This is a genomic window from Lentibacillus persicus, from assembly GCF_900112705.1.
Classification (GTDB): Bacteria; Bacillota; Bacilli; order Bacillales; family Amphibacillaceae; genus Lentibacillus; species Lentibacillus persicus.
On sequence record NZ_FOMR01000005.1, the window covers coordinates 100,062 to 118,245 of the forward strand.

14 protein-coding genes and 1 pseudogene are annotated in these 18,184 nt (G+C 41.7%); 10 read left to right on the forward strand and 5 right to left on the reverse strand.

The genetic code is table 11. The features are described from left to right. Positions 1-271 precede the first annotated feature (271 nt). The 3 genes and pseudogenes from BMZ22_RS08170 to BMZ22_RS08180 form a co-directional block, all read right to left on the reverse strand. Positions 272-1,819, reverse strand: a complete 1,548-nt coding sequence (locus tag BMZ22_RS08170; RefSeq protein WP_090084568.1) for an ATP-binding protein — start codon at positions 1,817-1,819, stop codon at positions 272-274. A 276-nt stretch (positions 1,820-2,095) separates the two neighbouring features. Beyond that, positions 2,096-2,485: pseudogene (locus tag BMZ22_RS08175) on the reverse strand (ATP-binding protein); the annotation flags it as partial. A 51-nt stretch (positions 2,486-2,536) separates the two neighbouring features. Next, positions 2,537-3,310, reverse strand: a complete 774-nt coding sequence (locus BMZ22_RS08180) for a sulfite exporter TauE/SafE family protein (protein WP_090084571.1) — start codon at positions 3,308-3,310, stop codon at positions 2,537-2,539. A 230-nt stretch (positions 3,311-3,540) separates the two neighbouring features. Between BMZ22_RS08180 and BMZ22_RS08185 the strand changes: the two genes are divergently transcribed. The 10 genes from BMZ22_RS08185 (at position 3,541) to BMZ22_RS08230 (ending at position 15,842) form a co-directional block, all read left to right on the forward strand. Further along, positions 3,541-4,311: a GntR family transcriptional regulator gene (locus tag BMZ22_RS08185; protein ID WP_090084184.1), complete on the forward strand. Its 771-nt coding sequence runs from the start codon at positions 3,541-3,543 to the stop codon at positions 4,309-4,311. A gap of 23 nt (positions 4,312-4,334) precedes the next feature. Next, the gene (locus BMZ22_RS08190) at positions 4,335-5,957 is read left to right on the forward strand and encodes an arylsulfatase (protein ID WP_090084187.1); all 1,623 of its coding nucleotides are present in this window, start codon (positions 4,335-4,337) and stop codon (positions 5,955-5,957) included. 73 nt (positions 5,958-6,030) lie between these two features. After that, positions 6,031-6,933, forward strand: coding sequence for a formylglycine-generating enzyme family protein (locus tag BMZ22_RS08195; RefSeq protein WP_090084191.1), 903 nt, complete (start codon positions 6,031-6,033; stop codon positions 6,931-6,933). A gap of 27 nt (positions 6,934-6,960) precedes the next feature. Then, positions 6,961-8,082, forward strand: coding sequence for a TRAP transporter substrate-binding protein (locus BMZ22_RS08200; RefSeq protein WP_090084193.1), 1,122 nt, complete (start codon positions 6,961-6,963; stop codon positions 8,080-8,082). 295 nt (positions 8,083-8,377) lie between these two features. Continuing rightward, on the forward strand, positions 8,378-8,893 hold the full coding sequence (locus BMZ22_RS08205; RefSeq protein WP_090084196.1) for a TRAP transporter small permease: 516 nt from the start codon (positions 8,378-8,380) through the stop codon (positions 8,891-8,893). A 42-nt stretch (positions 8,894-8,935) separates the two neighbouring features. Beyond that, positions 8,936-10,222 (forward strand): TRAP transporter large permease, encoded by a 1,287-nt coding sequence (locus BMZ22_RS08210; protein WP_090084198.1) that lies wholly within the window; start codon positions 8,936-8,938, stop codon positions 10,220-10,222. Between the two features lie 44 nt (positions 10,223-10,266). Beyond that, positions 10,267-11,163, forward strand: a complete 897-nt coding sequence (locus BMZ22_RS08215) for a LysR family transcriptional regulator (protein ID WP_090084201.1) — start codon at positions 10,267-10,269, stop codon at positions 11,161-11,163. Positions 11,164-11,178: 15 nt separating this feature from the next. Continuing rightward, a complete protein-coding gene (glpK, locus tag BMZ22_RS08220) occupies positions 11,179-12,669 on the forward strand; it encodes a glycerol kinase GlpK (protein ID WP_090084204.1) in 1,491 nt (496 codons plus the stop codon). 98 nt (positions 12,670-12,767) lie between these two features. Further along, on the forward strand, positions 12,768-14,426 hold the full coding sequence (locus BMZ22_RS08225; RefSeq protein ID WP_090084573.1) for a glycerol-3-phosphate dehydrogenase/oxidase: 1,659 nt from the start codon (positions 12,768-12,770) through the stop codon (positions 14,424-14,426). Between the two features lie 486 nt (positions 14,427-14,912). Then, positions 14,913-15,842 carry a 3-hydroxyacyl-CoA dehydrogenase family protein gene (locus tag BMZ22_RS08230; RefSeq protein ID WP_177183390.1) on the forward strand — a complete coding sequence of 310 codons (930 nt, stop codon included), beginning with the start codon at positions 14,913-14,915 and terminating at the stop codon, positions 15,840-15,842. Positions 15,843-16,563: 721 nt separating this feature from the next. On the opposite strand, the gene BMZ22_RS08235 is transcribed toward BMZ22_RS08230, so the two are convergent. Both BMZ22_RS08235 and BMZ22_RS08240 read right to left on the reverse strand, forming a co-directional pair. After that, on the reverse strand, positions 16,564-16,707 hold the full coding sequence (locus tag BMZ22_RS08235) for an excalibur calcium-binding domain-containing protein (RefSeq protein ID WP_090084209.1): 144 nt from the start codon (positions 16,705-16,707) through the stop codon (positions 16,564-16,566). A gap of 36 nt (positions 16,708-16,743) precedes the next feature. Beyond that, positions 16,744-17,868, reverse strand: coding sequence for a tyramine oxidase subunit B (locus BMZ22_RS08240; RefSeq protein ID WP_090084212.1), 1,125 nt, complete (start codon positions 17,866-17,868; stop codon positions 16,744-16,746). Positions 17,869-18,184: the final 316 nt, after the last annotated feature.

Here is an 18,184-nt window from a genome sequence, read left to right on the forward strand (position 1 = left end):
TTTTTACTTGCCAAATACTGTCTAGTAATCAAATCTTATCATATTGGGGATATTCTTTAAATCAAGTTGTTTTTTAAAAAATTTACTTGCAATAAAGGTCACATGCAATGATTTATCCCCCCCCCCTCCTCAGAAGTTCATTCAACTTCTGAGGAGGTTGTTAGATGAAAACGTTACATCAAAATTTCAACTTGCAAAAGAAATTGCTCTATTACATGATTCCTATATAAGAAGATCCTCGTGGAGAGAATAAAGCTATTTTAACTTAAATCTAGCTTTGCTCTTCCTCTCTTAATCCTTTCTCTACATGCCTCTCTATCTTAAAATTATACTTTAGCTCAGAGGTGTTGTTGGAATCTCCCCCAAGAGGTGGAGGGGTCATTTTTTCATTTATTGTTTCACACATATCAGCTAACGCTTCATTATAACTTTGTACTAGTAGTATTCCTTGGGAAGGATTAATATTATTTAGAACCAGTCCGTCCCAATACATCTTAAGCTGATATAAATGAATTGGTTCACCCGATCCTGCTTTTAGTTCGTATATAATAACTTCATTAGAAGGGTGAACTTTTCTATAGACGTCAATTTTTGTACCCGTTCCCCAAACCACCATATCATCGACTACGTCATCCGAAGGGTTTGTCGCTCTAATCATTTCAATCCACTTTTTCCGTAAGGAAGCTTCTGTATATTCCTTCACACGTTTTTGTGGTTTATGTTTATTAAGTTCATCAAAGATTTTTTGCCAGTCCTCATCATTTAAGTTGAAGTCCGTTTTATTGTTAATAGTAGTTAATACCCCTCTTGGTAACTCCGGAATTACCAATTCTCCTACAAAATCATTGTAACTGTTATGTCTTACAAGTGGAACCTTAGCTCCGTTATCTTCGTCATAACTATACCAGACATTTTCTAATTGTCTTGTTGCAATCACTCTACTGCCTAGTCTTATATCTATACCCTGTGACTGCTGATTACCTTGATAATAGTATTTCACTTTACTTGACCCGTCCAGCAATGTTTCTGCTCTAACCTTATCTAAAGTACCGTATTCATACCTGAGGTTATAGGTGGTCCCACCAAGTTCAATGTCATTCAAATAAACCGTGGTAGAATTTGCAATAGGAACTTTAATCGGTAATACCGGTTTGATATCATCCTTAATAGAAACATCTATGTTACCATCTACATTTCTTGTTTGATGATTCCACTCTAAATAACCTCTATATGTGACCCCCAAATGTTCTATCAGCCATAACCTTAATTTCGATAAGTTTTGGCTCCGTGCACCTCTACCCTGAACTGTCTGTATAAAAGATAATTTGACATTCAGTTTTATTAAAGTAGAAATATTGGAGGGTAAAAACTTTGACTCTGGAAACTCTACACCACTAATAACTTCCATTTCCTGTTTAAAAGGACCGGTAACTCTGTGTACTGTCCCGTCCTCGGCAGACTTAGTCCATATTTGAAAGTCACCAGAACCACTTGTTAAAGTAGCCAATGCATTTTTCAATCCAAAACCATGTTCATTAAGTCTTGATTCAGTTGTTGCTGATTCACCTAACTGTAAAGCTCTACTTAAAACGTCAAAGTCCATTCCTTTTCCCCGATCTGCAACATACACTTCAACGGTCCCATCATTTATTTTGTTAAAAATAACGTTTACATAAAAAGGCTCATCTTTTATTGCGGCACCAATGGCATTGTCAATTAGTTCTATTATACATTGATGAAATAATAGATTTGACTTGGATAGTCCCTGAAAAGTTCCTTCACTCATTTCTAATGCTACTGACCTAGTGATTGTACCCATGGTATTGGACACAAGCTTCTCCCCCTCAAAAATAGTTTTTGCGACTTGTTAATCATCTTTTCTTTCACATAATTAATTGTATAAGAAATAATCAAATAAAGCTATATACAGGGTGAAATAAAATTAGCTGTAGTAATTATCCCATTTGAGCATGGCCACGCCCCTTGCCAGGGAATTTCCTGGCCCATCAATAAAGACTAGCTGGTTAGGTGTATTTGGCAAATAAAAAATGTATGAAATGGCATTTAAAATTGTATGCCACTTGCCACCTCTGATTTATTCATGTAATAAAGATTCTTTGTAACGGAAGCTTTCTCCTGTAAAAAGCAGTAAACGCGAATGATGAATTAAACGATTGATGACTGCCTCTGTTAAGACGGGGTCCCCAAAAACATGATTCTACTGGCAAACTGTAAGTTTGTTGTTATGACGATGTTTTTATTTTCATAATACATTGATATGACCTGAAAAAAAGCTCCGCGCCTTCTTTGTGAAGTGGAATATAACCCAACTCATCTAACACCAGTAAATCGAGCTTCTCTATCTGTTTTATCAGTTTATGAAGCGTTCCTTGCTGATTCGCTTCTATCAGTTTGTTAACTATAAAGATGCCACGGTGTAAAACTTAACCCGATTGCCAAACCTGTGTATGGCATTTAAGGTGATTTGTGAGTAACCTGCCGGAAATTAATCTATATCCCCTCCTCTAAACATCCCTCACTGAAAATACAGCCTCACGCCGATGATGATCAGAAGAAAGGACAGCATTTGAACTATTAGTTTACCTGGCAACTTTTGGGATAATATCACGCCGATTTGTGAGCCGAGAATAACACCGGCCCCTCCCCATAAGACGGTCAGCCAATCAATATTATTGTAGAACAATTGAGCGGCAACACCGATAGAGGTATAGATGGCTAATGAGAAAATAGACGTTGCTGCAGATTGATGCGGCGACAACCTGAACACATATATTAAGACGGGGACAAGCAGCCATCCGCCGCCGATGCCCATATAGCTTGACAACACACCTAAAAAAACGCCAAATAAAGGAAGCCATTTAATAGATGGGAAACTTTCTCGTTTACCGGGTTGGTTTTGGACATATTTATCTGAACATGGTAATACATTTTTAAAGAATAAATAAATACCCAGTAAGGTTAATATCGTTGCGAAAATAAGATAAAACACCTGAGATGAAAAGCGTTGAAGGATCCAGACACCTATTAATGAACCGGGAATGGCACCCGATGCCGTTAACAGGCCAATTTTATAATTAATTTTTCGTTTGATAGCATAACCCGTCACACCGGAGAGTGCGTTAATTAACACGATGAATAATCCTGAACTTGCTGCCACCACAGGGTCCATATTAAGTATGATTAATAAAGCCGGAACAAAAATAAACCCACCGCCGGCACCGACGATTGTGCCGTACCCTCCAGCCACTATGCCTAACACTAGGATAATCAATCCCGTCGTAAAGGCCAACAACATCCCCTCCCTCTTCATTAAAGCTACAAAATTTCTGTGAAACTGTAAACGTTAATTTTCTTATAGGTTATAACCGGGAGTAATGTATAAAATTAGTTAATAACGTATAAATACTTTTTATGTTAAAAATAGTGAAAATAGTTGAAACGCTTTCATTAATTGTTATAATAATAATACAAATCATAATACATATTTCTTAAAATAATTCAGAAAGCGGCGATGATTAAATGTTAAAAAATAAACCCTCATCCAGCCACGAAATAAACTTTTATAACGGGGTTCCTCTTCAACTGCAAGTCAGAGATGTTATTCGAAAGGAGGTTTTATCCCGGAAGTTAGTTGATGAGACTGGAAAGATTGCAACTGAATATGAATTAATGGATCGCTTCGGCGTCAGCAGGGTTACAGTTAGGAACGCGCTGCAAATGCTTGTAGATGAAGGCGTCATTACAAGGGAAAGGGGCAGAGGCACTTTCGTCAGGACAAATCATCCTGAAAATTGGACCGGTCGTTTGATGGGCTTTACCGAGATCATAAAGGAATCCGGTTTTGTGCCAAATGCTGAAGTTCTGAATAGCGGGCTTTTGAATAGAAATGATGACGACTTTGACATCTGTAAAGAAAAGCTGAACACCGATAATGTCTGGAACTTAACACGTTTGCGCTTTGCTGATGAGCATCCAATAGCGGTTGAATATGCGTTTTTTCCTTCAAGTTATGGGGCGATGCTGGAAAACGAGGATCTAAAATCCATCGCCATCTATCAATTTTTCGAAAAGGAATTAGACATTTATTTCAAAGAAGCTAACCAGATTATTAGTGCTGTTAATGCAGATGAACAAATAGCTGAAATGCTTAATACTAAAATTGGTGAAGCCTTGTTGTATATCGAGAGATCCACAAAAACGTCGCAAGGAGATCCTGTCGAGTTTTTAAAAGCTGTTTACAGGCCGGATTATTTTCAGTATTTAATCACACTATCCAGAAATGGAATTTAAAAAGAGGCATGGAGGTAACGTTTATGAATCAAAAACCAAATGTATTACTAATTTTAAATGATGACATGGGGTACTCGGATATTGGCAGTTATGGCGGGGAAATTGATACGCCGAACTTGGATAAGCTTGCATCCGATGGCATACGATTTACTCAATTTTATAACACAGCCCGCTGCAGTCCTTCCCGAGCATCTTTACTGACGGGGCTCCATCCGCATCAAACCGGGATCGGCATTTTAACCTATAACAGTGGCCCGGAAGGCTATGCGGGCGATTTAAATGACCAATGTGTCACGATAGCTGAAGTATTAAAGCACAGTGGTTATAAGACATATATGAGCGGCAAGTGGCATGTTGCCAAAGACTTGGAAACGCCTTCAAATAACTGGCCTTTACAACGCGGGTTTGATGAATTTTTCGGGACGATTATTGGTGCAGGAAGCTACTATGATCCAAACACGTTAACGCGTGGCAACGACAATATAGAACATGAAGTAAAAGATGATGAGGACTTTTACTATACCGATGCCATTAGTGACCAGGCTGTTCAGTATATTAAAGATCATGCAAAAAATTCACCAGATGAACCATTTTTTGAATATGTCGCTTATACAGCACCACATTGGCCGCTGCATGCTAAAGAAGAAGATATCAAGAAATATAAAGGCAGATTCTCAGAAGGCTGGGATAATTTGCGGGAAGAACGCCTGCAGAAATTAATCGATATGGGCATTATCGATGAAAAGTGGGCGCTGACAGACCGTGATCCAAGTCAGCCTGCATGGGAAAATGCGCAGGAAAAAGAATGGCTTGAAAGATGTATGGAAGTCTATGCGGCACAAATCGATAATATGGACCAGGGGATTGGCAGAATAATTGATGCCTTGGATCAAACAGGCCAATTGGATAATACACTGATATTTTTCTTATCAGACAATGGTGCCTGCGAAGAAGATATTCCATTAAATGTCTCTAAAGAAGAACTGGTTAACCAGTTATTGATTGCAAAGTCCCAGACCAGAGCCGGTGAAGACGTGCTTTTTGGAAACGATCCGACAATCATGCCCGGACCTGAAAATACGTACCAGAGTTATGGAACGGCTTGGGCCAACCTGTCGAATTCGCCATTCCGGCTGTATAAACATTGGGTTCACGAAGGTGGTATTGCAACACCGTTGATCGTTCATTGGCCAAAAGGCTTGGAAGATAAAGGAACTTTGAGACATACACCAGGCCAGTTAACAGATATTATGGCGACAATTGTGGATATAACGGATGCATCCTATCCAAATTCCTTTAATGGCCACGACATTCTTCCAATGGAAGGCAGAAGCTTGAAACCTATGTTTGAGGCCGATCAGGAAAAAAATACACCGCTTTTTTGGGAACATGAAGGAAACGCAGCAATTCGAATAGGAAAGTGGAAACTTGTTAAAGAATATCCGCAAAAATGGGAATTATTTGATATGCATCAGGATCGTACTGAAATGCACGACTTGGCTGATGAATATCCTGAATTTGTACAAGAAATGGCAGCGAAGTATGAACGGTGGGCTGAAAGATGTGGCGTTGTGCCACGGGATAAAATTCTGCGCCTGATGGAAGAAAGCGGTGCGAACAAGCCATTCTGGGAGAAGGACAATTAATGGTGTGAATGGGGGAAACACTTTGAACCAACACGTAAAAAGCTGCTGTACACCGCAAAGAGCCGTATCACAAATGGAAACCGCGCATGTTGCCGCCAATCTGACTGAAAAGGATGGCAGTACGGCGGGTATGGTGCTTTTAGAAGGTGGTACCTACCTAATGGGCACCGACAGTGAAGAAGGATTCCCGGCAGATGGGGAAGGCCCGGTAAGAGAAGTGACGGTGGATTCATTTTATATCGACCGCTGTGCGGTCACGAATAGCGATTTTGCACAATTTATTGATGCTACAGGCTACACAACAGATGCTGAAAAATATGGATGGTCATTTGTTTTCTACTTATTTGTAAGTAAGCAGACTGAAAAAGAGGTTCTCAATGTTGTAAGAGAGACGCCTTGGTGGTGGGCGGTGAAACATGCGAATTGGAAAAAGCCTGAAGGACCGGATTCCACGATTCATGACCGTATGGACCACCCGGCTGTTCATATCTCATGGAACGATGCCGTGCGTTATTGTGAGTGGGCCGGAAAACGCTTGCCCACCGAAGCGGAGTGGGAGTATGCCGCAAGGGGAGGTTTAAAACAGAAGCGTTTTCCGTGGGGTGATGCATTATATCCTGATGGTGAGCATGCTTGTAATATCTGGCAAGGGTCGTTTCCAACCCAAAATGAAGGGTCAGATGGTTTTTTGGCCACAGCCCCTTCTGACGCTTATCATCCGAACCCATATGGTTTATACAATATGGCCGGCAATATTTGGGAGTGGTGTATGGATTGGTTTGCCGTCAGTGATGAAAGCACAAACGGCATCATAAACCCAAAAGGTCCCGAATCAGGCGAGTCAAAAATTATTAAAGGAGGGTCTTACCTATGTCATGATTCCTATTGTAACCGATATCGCGTAGCCGCCCGAAGTTCAAATACACCAGATAGTTCTACTGGCAATATGGGGTTCCGTTGTGTCCGAGATGTTTAAAACTACTTTATAGGGGAGAGGTTTCTTATGATCAAAAGGTCCGTGCTAGTTTTGTTTAGCCTGGCATTCTTCATGCTGTTATTGGGATGTGTTGGTGGAAATGGGGAAAGTGATGGCGATGCTGCCTCCAAAGATAATAATTCATCCTCTGAAAGCAGTGATTCAGGCGATGCGGAATACGAATTTCAAGTCGCCAACGTCTTAGCTGAATCAGACGTATCGAGTTATGGTTTAGACAAATTTGAAGAGTTAGTTGAGGAAAAATCGGACGGTAATATTCAAATCGAAGTGTTGCATGGCGGACAGCTAGGATCCGGGGTGGAAACATTTGAAGCGGTGAAGAACGGGAATCTGGATTTTGCTGCTGATTCGTTTGCAAACTTGGCAAGTATCACGCCGGCTTTTGAAATGTTTCACTTGCCTTTCTTATTTGAATCAAGAGATCAGCTATTAAATGCTTTTAACAGTGACGTCATTAAGGAACAAATAAACGGCGAACTCGAGAGTGATAGTCTTAAATGGTTTACGACATTTGAAATTGGCGGTCCGAGAGTTATTGGAACATCGGATACAAAGGTTACGTCGCTGGATGATTTAGAGGGAATGACATTCAGAGCCTCACGATCACCATTGGAGATAGCGAGTCAGGAGGCTTGGGGCGCCAAAGGGCAGACAGTTGATTGGCCGGAGACACCTGAATCGGTTCGGCTCGGGATGGTTGATGGCTTAACTGTTCCATATGCAAGTTTTCATTCTGCTCAATTTCATGAAGGTGATTTGATTAATTACATTGCTGATGTTTCCTTCCAGAATTATGCTTCAGTGACAGCTGTGAACACTGAAATGTGGGCTGAGCTTCCGGATGATGTTAAGACGATTTTAGAAGAATCTCAACAGGAGGCCAGGGAGTGGCATATTGATTTCGTCGGTGACTATGTGACTGAAAATATAAATGAGATGAAAGACGCCGGCGTTGAAATATACTCCGTTTCTGATGAGAATTATGAAGAAATTAAAGAAGCCACAAAAGACACGGTATGGGATGAATTTATTGGAAATGAAGGCATGTCACAGGAAAAACTTGATCTTATTCAGGAGGAGATCGGCCCTGTTGGTGACGGGGGATGGGGTTATGACATCTCCGAATAAAATCAGCACACTTTAGTTTTATAGCGAGGTTGGGACAAAAAAGACTAAAGCAAAAGAAAAGACGAACTAATAATAGATAGGGAGAATGGGATGACCCGCTCCGGAAATATACTCCGCTTTCCGCGGGCGGCTGGTGAGCCTCTTCGTGCTGAGGCACTTCAGTGTCACCTAGTCCTCTCTCCCCGCAGGAGCATTCCTATAGTTCCTTCGCTAAACTTTGTTATCGTTCGTCTTTCATGCTTTGAAGCAAAGTTATGTCCCGGCCTCCTTCATATTACTTATTAGGAGAAGGTATATGGACAGACAAAGAACAATAAACGTATTGACGAAGGCAGATCAAATGGTTTCAAAGTTTATTGAAATCGTATGTGTCATATTAATGGCGTCGATTGTTGTGACGATTTCAACATCAGTTATTAGCCGTTTTGTTGTTTTTAATCCGCTGAATTTTGCTAACCCGTTGTCTAAATACCTTTTGATATGGGTGGCATTTTTAGGAGCCGGTCTGGCTTTCAGATATGGAGAACATATTGCTGTTGACATGATAAGTGACCGTGTGAAGCAACAAACCAGGAAAAAATTGTTAATTGCGATTAATGTTTTGACCTCAGTGTTTTTGATCGCAATGATTTACTATGGGTTTATTTTTGCCATGAGCGGTATCAATTCGAACGATCCGCTGGTTTTCAATATCAGTATGGCGATTCCTTATCTATCAGTGCCTGTAAGTTTCATTTATATGCTGTTCCAACTCAATTTATCAACTGTTTTGAAAGTGTTGAAGGCAAAAGATGCAGCCTCGGAACTTTAATATGAAGGTCGATGATTTAATTCTAAAGGGGGGAAATGATGCATGGGTACATTGATTATCTATGGTTTATTGTTTTTGGTTTTCATTGCTATTAGTATGCCAATAGCCTTCTCGCTGGGGTTGTCGACATTGGCGGCATTTTTTATGACAGACCAGCCACTTGACTTATTTGCACAGCGGTTATGGACGGGGCTGGACAAATTTACACTGGTTGCTATCCCCCTTTTTATACTTGCCGGAGAATTGATGGGCGGGTCTGGGATTCTGCAGCGTTTGCTTGACTTTGCCAGACTGATAGTCGGCCGTATTAAAGGCGGACTGCTTTATATAAACGTCCTTGTCAGTATGCTGTTTGGCGGCATCAATGGGTCCGCCGTAGCCGATACGAGTGCAGTCGGTTCGATGCTTATACCGGCTACAAAGAAAGAATACAAGGATGCTGAATTAGCCGCAGCCGTAACAAGTATCAGTTCTGTTGTTGGCCCGGTAATCCCGCCCAGTCTGCCGATGCTGATTTATGTGTTTGCTGCCGGCAATGTGTCGGTTGCTGCTATATTTCTAGCGGGTGTTATCCCAGGGATTCTGCTGGGATTGAGCATGATGATAATCACGTATGTTATCGCTAGAAAAAAAGATTTTCCTAAAGATATGACGACGTATACAGGTAAAGATGTCTTTCGGATATTAAGACGTTTTCTGGTAGCTGCCATTCTGCCGTTTATTATGGTGGCAGGTATTGTCGGAGGCGTTGTGACCCCGACCGAAGCTGGGTGTCTGGGGGTAGTCTATGCGTTAGTTGTCGGTTTCTTTATTACGAAAGAATTATCACTGAAAGAAACCTATCGGGCCCTGTCACGGACAGTCATTGTCACAGCAATCGTCATGATTATGATATCAGTTGGAAATGTGGCGATATGGTGGCTTTCCATCCAAGGCATACCTGCTGAAATTAGTACTATTTTTCAATCATTAACGCAAAATCCAGCGATGTTTATGTTGTTAATGGTGATATTATATCTTTTCATAGGTTTATTTATTGAACAGGCTGCGGCCATGATTATGTTAGTGCCTATTTTTGCGCCTTTGGCAACGACCTATGGGATAGACCCAATTCACTTTGGTCTCATCACTGTTTTGACATTAGGTATTGGATTGGTTACACCGCCTGTAGGAATATGTTTATTTGTCGCGAGCAGCATTGCGGATGTAAAGCTGCAAAATGTATTTAAAACAGCGGTTCCTTACCTGGTGGGGATGGCAATTGTTTTAGTGCTGGTAGCTTTTGTTCCCGGCATCTATTTATGGTTTCCTAAAATGTTCGGTTTTTAAGCAATGAGGATTGAAAAAGCTTAAGACAAAGGTGGCTTTGAAGATTGAGAATCAGTAACCTTGAAATTTACTGTCAAGTAATCGAAGAAGAAAGTATCAGCAAAGTTGCCAGAAAGAACTTTATAACACAGCCTGCTGTAACCAAACAAATTCGTCAGTTGGAAAATGTGTACGGCACGACATTATTTAAACGCGATAAAGGAAGCTTAGTGCCAACAAAGGGAGGCAGACAGTTATATAAGATTTTTAAACGAATCGTTTTCGAATACAATCAATCGTTCACTGTCATTGATGAACTAATTGGAGAGGAAGACAGCAGTCTTAAGCTGGGGTCTTCTTTCACAATCGGAGAATATTTGCTGCCGGCCATTTTAGGGGACTTTAAAAAAATCTATCCCGATGTTGATATTAATCTGGAAGTTGGCAGCACCCCAAGGGTATTGCAAAGCCTGCAGGAAAATGAAATTGGTATAGCTCTGGTTGAAGGCGCTGTTGAAGAAGGCGATTACTTTAAAGTCAAAAAGTTTGCCGAAGATGAGCTCATATTAGTTTGTTCACCAGATCATGCCTTAGCCAATACAAAGCACGCCATTAACGTAGAAGATTTGATTGGTCGAAAGTTAATTGGAAGAGAGAAGAACTCAGGTACACGCATGTTCATTGAACAGATTTTCAAGACGCATGGCGTTCCGGAAGATATTACGGTTTATATGGAATTTGGCAGCACTCAAGCCATAAAAGGTGCGGTAGAGGCGAATTTAGGCATTGCTATATTATCAGAAATCGTTGTTAGAACCGAATTAAAAAATGGATCTTTAGTTAAGGTGCCCATAAAAGATTTGACCTTTAACCGGGATTTATGGATTGTCCAGCGCAAAGATCGTTTTATTCATGCGATTGAGAAAAAGTTTATCGACTTTTTGTTCAGCAAACAATTGTAGGAGGCTGCCAACCTTATGGAAAATTATATTCTTGCCCTCGACCAAGGCACCACAAGTTCACGCGCGATATTGTTTAACCGTAATGGTGAAATTGTGGAAACAGCCCAGCGGGAATTCGAACAGTTCTTCCAGCATCCCGGCTGGGTCGAACATGATGCAAACGAGATATGGACGTCTGTCCTATCATGTATATCGGAAGTGCTGCGCAAAGCAGACGCGGATCCATCACAAATTGCCGGCATCGGTATTACTAATCAGCGGGAAACGACCGTTGTGTGGGACAAACATACAGGCAAGCCGATTTATAAAGCCATCGTGTGGCAGTCACGGCAGACGGATGGCATCTGTAAAGCATTAATTGACCAGGGATATCAGGATATTATCCGCGAAAAAACCGGATTGTTGATTGATGCCTATTTTTCAGGAACTAAAGTCAAATGGATGCTTGATAACGTTGATGATGCCCGTGAAAAGGCAGACAATGGTGACTTGTTGTTCGGGACAATTGATACATGGATTGTGTATAAACTTTCAGGCGGTAAGGCCCATGTTACCGATTATTCGAATGCTTCCCGGACTCTGATGTTTAATATATATGATCTTCAGTGGGATTACGAGCTGCTAGACATATTGGGTGTGCCGAAAAGCATGCTGCCGGAAGTCAAAGAATCCTCGGAGATTTATGCAAATACCGTTGATTATCATTTTTTCGGCCATGAAGTGCCGATTGCCGGGATTGCCGGTGATCAGCAGGCTGCATTGTTCGGACAGGCTTGCTTTGAAAAAGGTATGGCAAAAAATACATACGGCACCGGTAATTTTATGCTGATGAATACAGGGGAAGAAGGCGTTAAATCGGATCATGGCCTTTTGACAACATTGGCATGGGGCATCAACGGCAAGGTGGAATACGCGCTTGAAGGCAGTATTTTTGTCTCCGGATCGGCCCTCCAATGGCTGCGTGACGGCCTGAAAATAATAGATGATTCCCCGCAAAGCGAACACTATGCCGAGCAGGTTGACTCAACAGATGGTGTTTATATGGTGCCGGCGTTTGTCGGACTCGGAACACCATATTGGGACAGCGCTGTGCGTGGTGCTATTTTTGGACTCACACGCGGGATTACACGCGCCCATATGGTCAGGGCCACACTGGAGTCACTGGCTTATCAGTCAAAGGATGTCCTGGACGCCATGGTTGAGGACGCTGGGATTGATTTAAAAACCATGCGGGTCGACGGCGGGGCCGTGAAAAACGATTTTCTCATGCAATTCCAAAGCGACATCATTAATGTATCTGTCGAACGGCCTGTTGTTCAGGAAACGACTGCCCTGGGCGCCGCTTATCTGGCAGGCCTTGCGGTTGGTTATTGGAAAGATAAAAGCGAGATTGCCGATCAGTGGCAAAGTGACCGGATATTCGACCCTCAAATGGAACACGAAAAACGGGATACGCTTTATACCGGCTGGGAAAAGGCTGTAGCGGCAGCACGCGCGTTTAAATAAGTTGATTGGCACAAGGTTTTTAGAAAAATTCAGGAAATCCAACCGAGCTTGTATGACAGTGAGCCGGTTTTTGACAGTAATCGGGAGAGTGAATGGATATGTCAGTATTTTCAAGTCATCAGCGGGAAAATCTATTTCGGGAAATCGGCGACGAACAGCTTGATGTCCTTGTGATTGGTGGTGGAATCACCGGCGCCGGCATCGCATTGGATGCTTCCAGCCGGGGAATGAACACGGCTGTGGTGGAAATGCAGGATTTCGCTGCCGGCACATCAAGCCGCTCAACTAAACTGGTGCATGGCGGCTTGCGCTACTTAAAACAATTTGAAGTGAAGATGGTCTCTGAAGTAGGCAGAGAACGTGCCATCGTCTATGAAAATGGGCCGCACGTGACGACGCCTGAATGGATGATGCTGCCGTTTTATAAAGGCGGCACATTCGGCCCATTCACGAGTCGAATCGGTCTGCGCTTGTATGACTTTCTGGCGCGAGTCAAAAAGGGTGAGCGCCGAAAAATGCTCGGTGCCAAAGATGCAGTCAAAAAGGAACCGCTCATAAAAACAAAAGGAATGAGAGGTGCCGGCTATTATGTTGAATACAAAACAGACGACGCCCGCCTTACCATTGAAGTCATGAAAAAAGCGGTCGAACATGGCGCGTATGCGATCAACTATGCGAAAGTCGTGGATTTCCTTTATGAGTCCGGTAAAATGACAGGAGCCGTTGTAGAGAACGAGGTCACGGGAGAGCAACAAAAAGTTTATGCGAAAAAGATTGTCAATGCAGGCGGGCCGTGGGTTGACGAACTTCGTGAAATGGATGGTTGCAGATACGGGAAATCACTTCATCTGACAAAAGGTGTCCATTTGGTGTTTGACCAGGAACGCTTTCCCTTGAAGCAGGCGATATATTTCGATGCGCCGGATGGCCGGATGATTTTCGCCATTCCGCGAAATAAAAAAACGTATGCAGGCACGACGGATACTAATTATCCCGGGGCCAACACGCGCCCACAGATGACCAAAGAAGACCGGGATTATTTATTAGCTGCCGTCAATGGCCAATTCCCTTCGCTGAATTTAACAGCAGCTGATGTGGACTCCAGCTATGCAGGCTTGCGGCCGTTAATCGCAGGCAATGACGAAGCTAATCCGGATGAAATATCCCGTAAAGATGAAATGTTCATCTCGGAATCAGGTCTGATTTCAATGGCGGGCGGAAAACTGACAGGCTACCGAAAGATGGCTGAAGACACGGTGGACGTGCTTGCAAACAAGCTTAAAGAAGAAGAGCATATTTTATATTCTGAATCGCAAACGACCCAATTGCCGATATCGGGCGGTGAAGTTGGCGGGTCAAAAGGCTTCCAGGCATTTAAAGAAAAAAAAGTTGCAGAAGCAGTTGAACTGGGTATCAACGAAGATACAGCCGGTTTCCTCATTCAGAAATACGGTGCTAACGTTAATAAGATCTTTGCATTGCTTCAGGAAGAAAAGATGCAAGCTTCTAAATTTGATATTGAACCGGTTGTGTTTGCCGAGTTGAGATATGCTATCGAACACGAAATGGTATATAAGCCAACAGATTTTTTTGTGCGACGAACCGGGGCTCTTTTTTTTGATATTGATTTTGTTCGCGCGCATAAAGTTAATATTATTTATTATATGGCGAGTGTGCTGCAATGGAGCACCGAACAAAGGCAGGAATATACTGATGAATTAAATCAATTGCTCCATGAAGCCGTGAATCCGATTTGATAGCTATGAGGGTGGACCCCGCTTGTTCGGATGCATCAAGCGGAACAGAAATTTAAGGTGCCTGTCACTTCCCGATATTTGTCATTTTATGTCGATTGAAATTGTTATATAGAAGCTGCTGGTTCGGATAGAGCTAGTGGCTTTTTTGTTTCCCATTACTAAATCGTTTAGGTTTATTTGCTATGTCACTTAATACTTCCCAATGTTATTTGTCATACCAGAAAGGTTAATTGGTTATTGATTACTTTATATAGCGTGCTGCCTGAGCATGAAAATGATTCCTGTAACCTCTATTTATTAGATAATAACTAACCTTAGTAAGAAAACAAAGCTCCATTTGTTGCGTATAGAAGAATTTAAAGGTTTCCTTATTTATGGAAAGTATTTAGAATCTAATATAGACAGATTGAGTCAATATAATAACTGATAACAAAACTTTTACAATACTTATTCATATGTTTAGAGGAACTAAAAAGGAGAATGGAAATGAAAAATATAACTATACTTGGAGCAGGTGTTATGGGGCATGGCGCCGCTCAATTATTTGCCCAGGCAGGTAAGAATGTACATATAAGAGCCAGACGTGAATCATCACTGGAAAAAGCACGGGAACTCATTACGGACAGCTTGAAGATTATGGTTGAAAAAGAAATCCTGACCGAAAATGAAATGGAACAAACGTTAGGTCGTATTACTTATACAACTGATTTGCATGAAGCCATTCAGGATGCTGACTTTATTCTCGAATCGATCCCTGAAGATCTTGAGAAAAAACTGGATACATATGACATAATCGAAAGTGTTGTTTCGGACAAAACGATTATTTCATCTAACACGTCCACTTTTCCAATCAAAGAATTAACGCAAAGAGCAAAACATCCGGAAAGATTTATCATTACACACTTCTTTAACCCACCGCAACTTGTGCCGATTGTGGAGATTGTCAAAGTGGACGACACAAGCGAGGATGTTGTAAACACAACTTACGACATTATGAAAGAAATCGGAAAATCGCCTGTGGTTCTGAAAAAAGAAATTACAGGCTTTATCGTCAACCGCGTCCAGGTAGCCATGCTTCGTGAGGCATTCAATTTGATGGAAAAGGGAGTAGCAACCGCAGAAGATATCGATGTTGCCATGAAAGGCAGCCTGGGTTTCAAATGGGCTTTTTGCGGCCCGATGGAAAGTCAGGATTTAGCCGGCCTGCAAACAACACAAGCGATGGTAGGAAATATCCTGCAAGACCTTTCAAATACAAGGGAAGTGCCTTCATTTTTATCAGAAATGGTGGAAAACGATCAGCTTGGTATACGAACGAATGAAGGATTTTATAACTATGATGATAATGGGGAAAATGCAATTCATACACGCGACGATAACTTTCTGGAACTTCAAAAGTTATCACAGGAAAAGTAAATGACAGAGCGCGAGATTTTCGGGTCCTGTAAGAGGCTCATAAGGTGATTTCATAGGTCGCTATGTAAGGACGCTGTCTGTTACTGACCGAATTTCATTATTGTAATTATTATATAGAAGCTGCTGGTTCTGATAGAGCTGGCGGCTTTTTTGTGGTAGAGAAAGATTTAATTCGTTTTTCAAATTTTTTAGGTTTATTCTTCGTATATGAAAGATTTCTAACTAAAAAAGGCACTCCACACACCAGGAATACCTTTCATCGGGCTGTCTTATTAGTTCAATGTATATCAGATTTTTCCTTTCCATCCTTATGCAAAGCTTCTTTTAAAACACGGTTATTCTCATCAAATTGGTTCGCTCGTTTTCGTGCGTATCCTTTACTTCAGCCTTATGATTCCGCCTGATTGTACTTTGCCCGGAAACGAAACATTACTATTGAAACGATGTCAAACGTATGCCGGACTGTGAGATCAAGGACTCCTTTATCAATGCAGGAGGATATTGAAGCCAGTGCATTTGATGATCAATTGTTGGAGGAATCCCGTTGGAGGTCGGAAGCACTGTTTTCGGATGAAGGGGATGAGTACGTTTAATTAAAAACAAATATGCTTTATTAAGATCCCCTTCGCAAGGATAATATTCCTTGAGAAGGGGGATTGGCGTGGCCGACGAATAATTTTTAAAGCGCTTTGATCGGAAAATGCAGTGTTAGATACAGGAATTATTCACAGCCAACGCCATCACCGTCACGATCAAAATAAGAAGCATAGCCTTGATCGCCGGTATCCGATAGCACGATTTCTGCAGAAGCAATCGCTTCAAGTAAATAGTAGTAACACGAAATAATAGAAAGGGAGATTTCCAACTTTTAAGGATACATTTTCTGTTCAGTATTGCTGCTCTATTTTGTTAGATAAGATTGATCCCAAAGAGGGAGTTTTGCTCCTATATTGTTTTCCAGTGCATTTTGATAAACTTGATAACCCCACGCCACATCTTCAGTTGGAAGGCCGCCGGTCATGCAAATAATAACATCATCATCAGACGTTCTCCCGGCTTTCTTTCCAGCGATAATGTCCCCAAGATCATCAACTTGACTGCTGTCATAATCACCGTTATGGATTTTTTCCAACAGTTCACCGGACATCGTCCAGCTCGTAATGCTTGAGAGGCCGTCAGGGTGACTCAAACCATCTTCCAGCCATTTCTCATGCATTGACCATAGATCCGCCACCACCCGGTGGTTTTGATAAGACGCATCTGAAAAACTCGCTGCTCCGGTCAAAATGATAAGTGCTCCTGGTTTAATGCTTTCTTCTTTTATCGTGGGTTTTGTTTTGCCGGATGTCGCTACCGTTACAATATCCGACTGCTCAACACACGCATCGATATCATCAACCACTTCAACCGGAAGTCTAATCTGCTCATGCAATTTTTCGGCAATTTGTTTTCCTTTTTCGAGATTAATATCAAACAGAACTACTTTTTCAAGTGTATTGACAGAAGTCCTTATAGCGTCGATGCACGATTGGTTAATCGCGCCTCCCCCGACTGCGCCCAGCACCTTTGATTCTTTTTTGGCAAGGTGCTTTGAGAAGACACCGGGGACTGCACCGGTTCGGGCCGAACTGATCAAGTTGCCTGCCATGATCGCAAGCGGCGCTCCGGTTTCTTTATCATTCAGCGTGAATGTATGGACGGAACGAGGCAACCCGTTGTTCAAGTTCTCAATGTTCGAGCCGTACCATTTGTTGCCTACAACATTATAATCCCCTCCGAGGTAGGCAATCAGCGACATAAATCGTCTATCCGGCCCGGCTTTCGGCATATTTTCAAACGGTTCATTTTCGTTGAACCATAGCATCAGGCCATGATCATTCCTGTTTGGGCCCCCCATAATGTAATCACCTTTACCAATCAGTCTGAACATATCTTCAATCGTGGTGATACATTGTGCCATATTTAACACACCGGCTTCGATAACGTCTTCTTCTTGTAAATATAATAGATCTAGGTTTTCGGACATTTGTACTCTCCTTACAAATAGTTTTCTTATAGTAAAATAAAATGAATCATGCAAAGCTTTTAATTTGGAATGAGTCAATGTTTTAAATGAGGATGGAAAATGAGATGAACAAAATTCTCATCTAAAAATATGTTATGCAACCCCTTTCATTTCAAAATTATATCATTGTAAAAGGAAAAAATAAACCATTTTACTGAAAAATAGGAATATTTTTTCCTGAAAGCTTATCCAAACTTATCCCTTAAAGGGAGACCTTCATCTATATAGGCCTCTATATTACTTTTTTCCGCATCGGTTAAATCTACAATTGAACGCT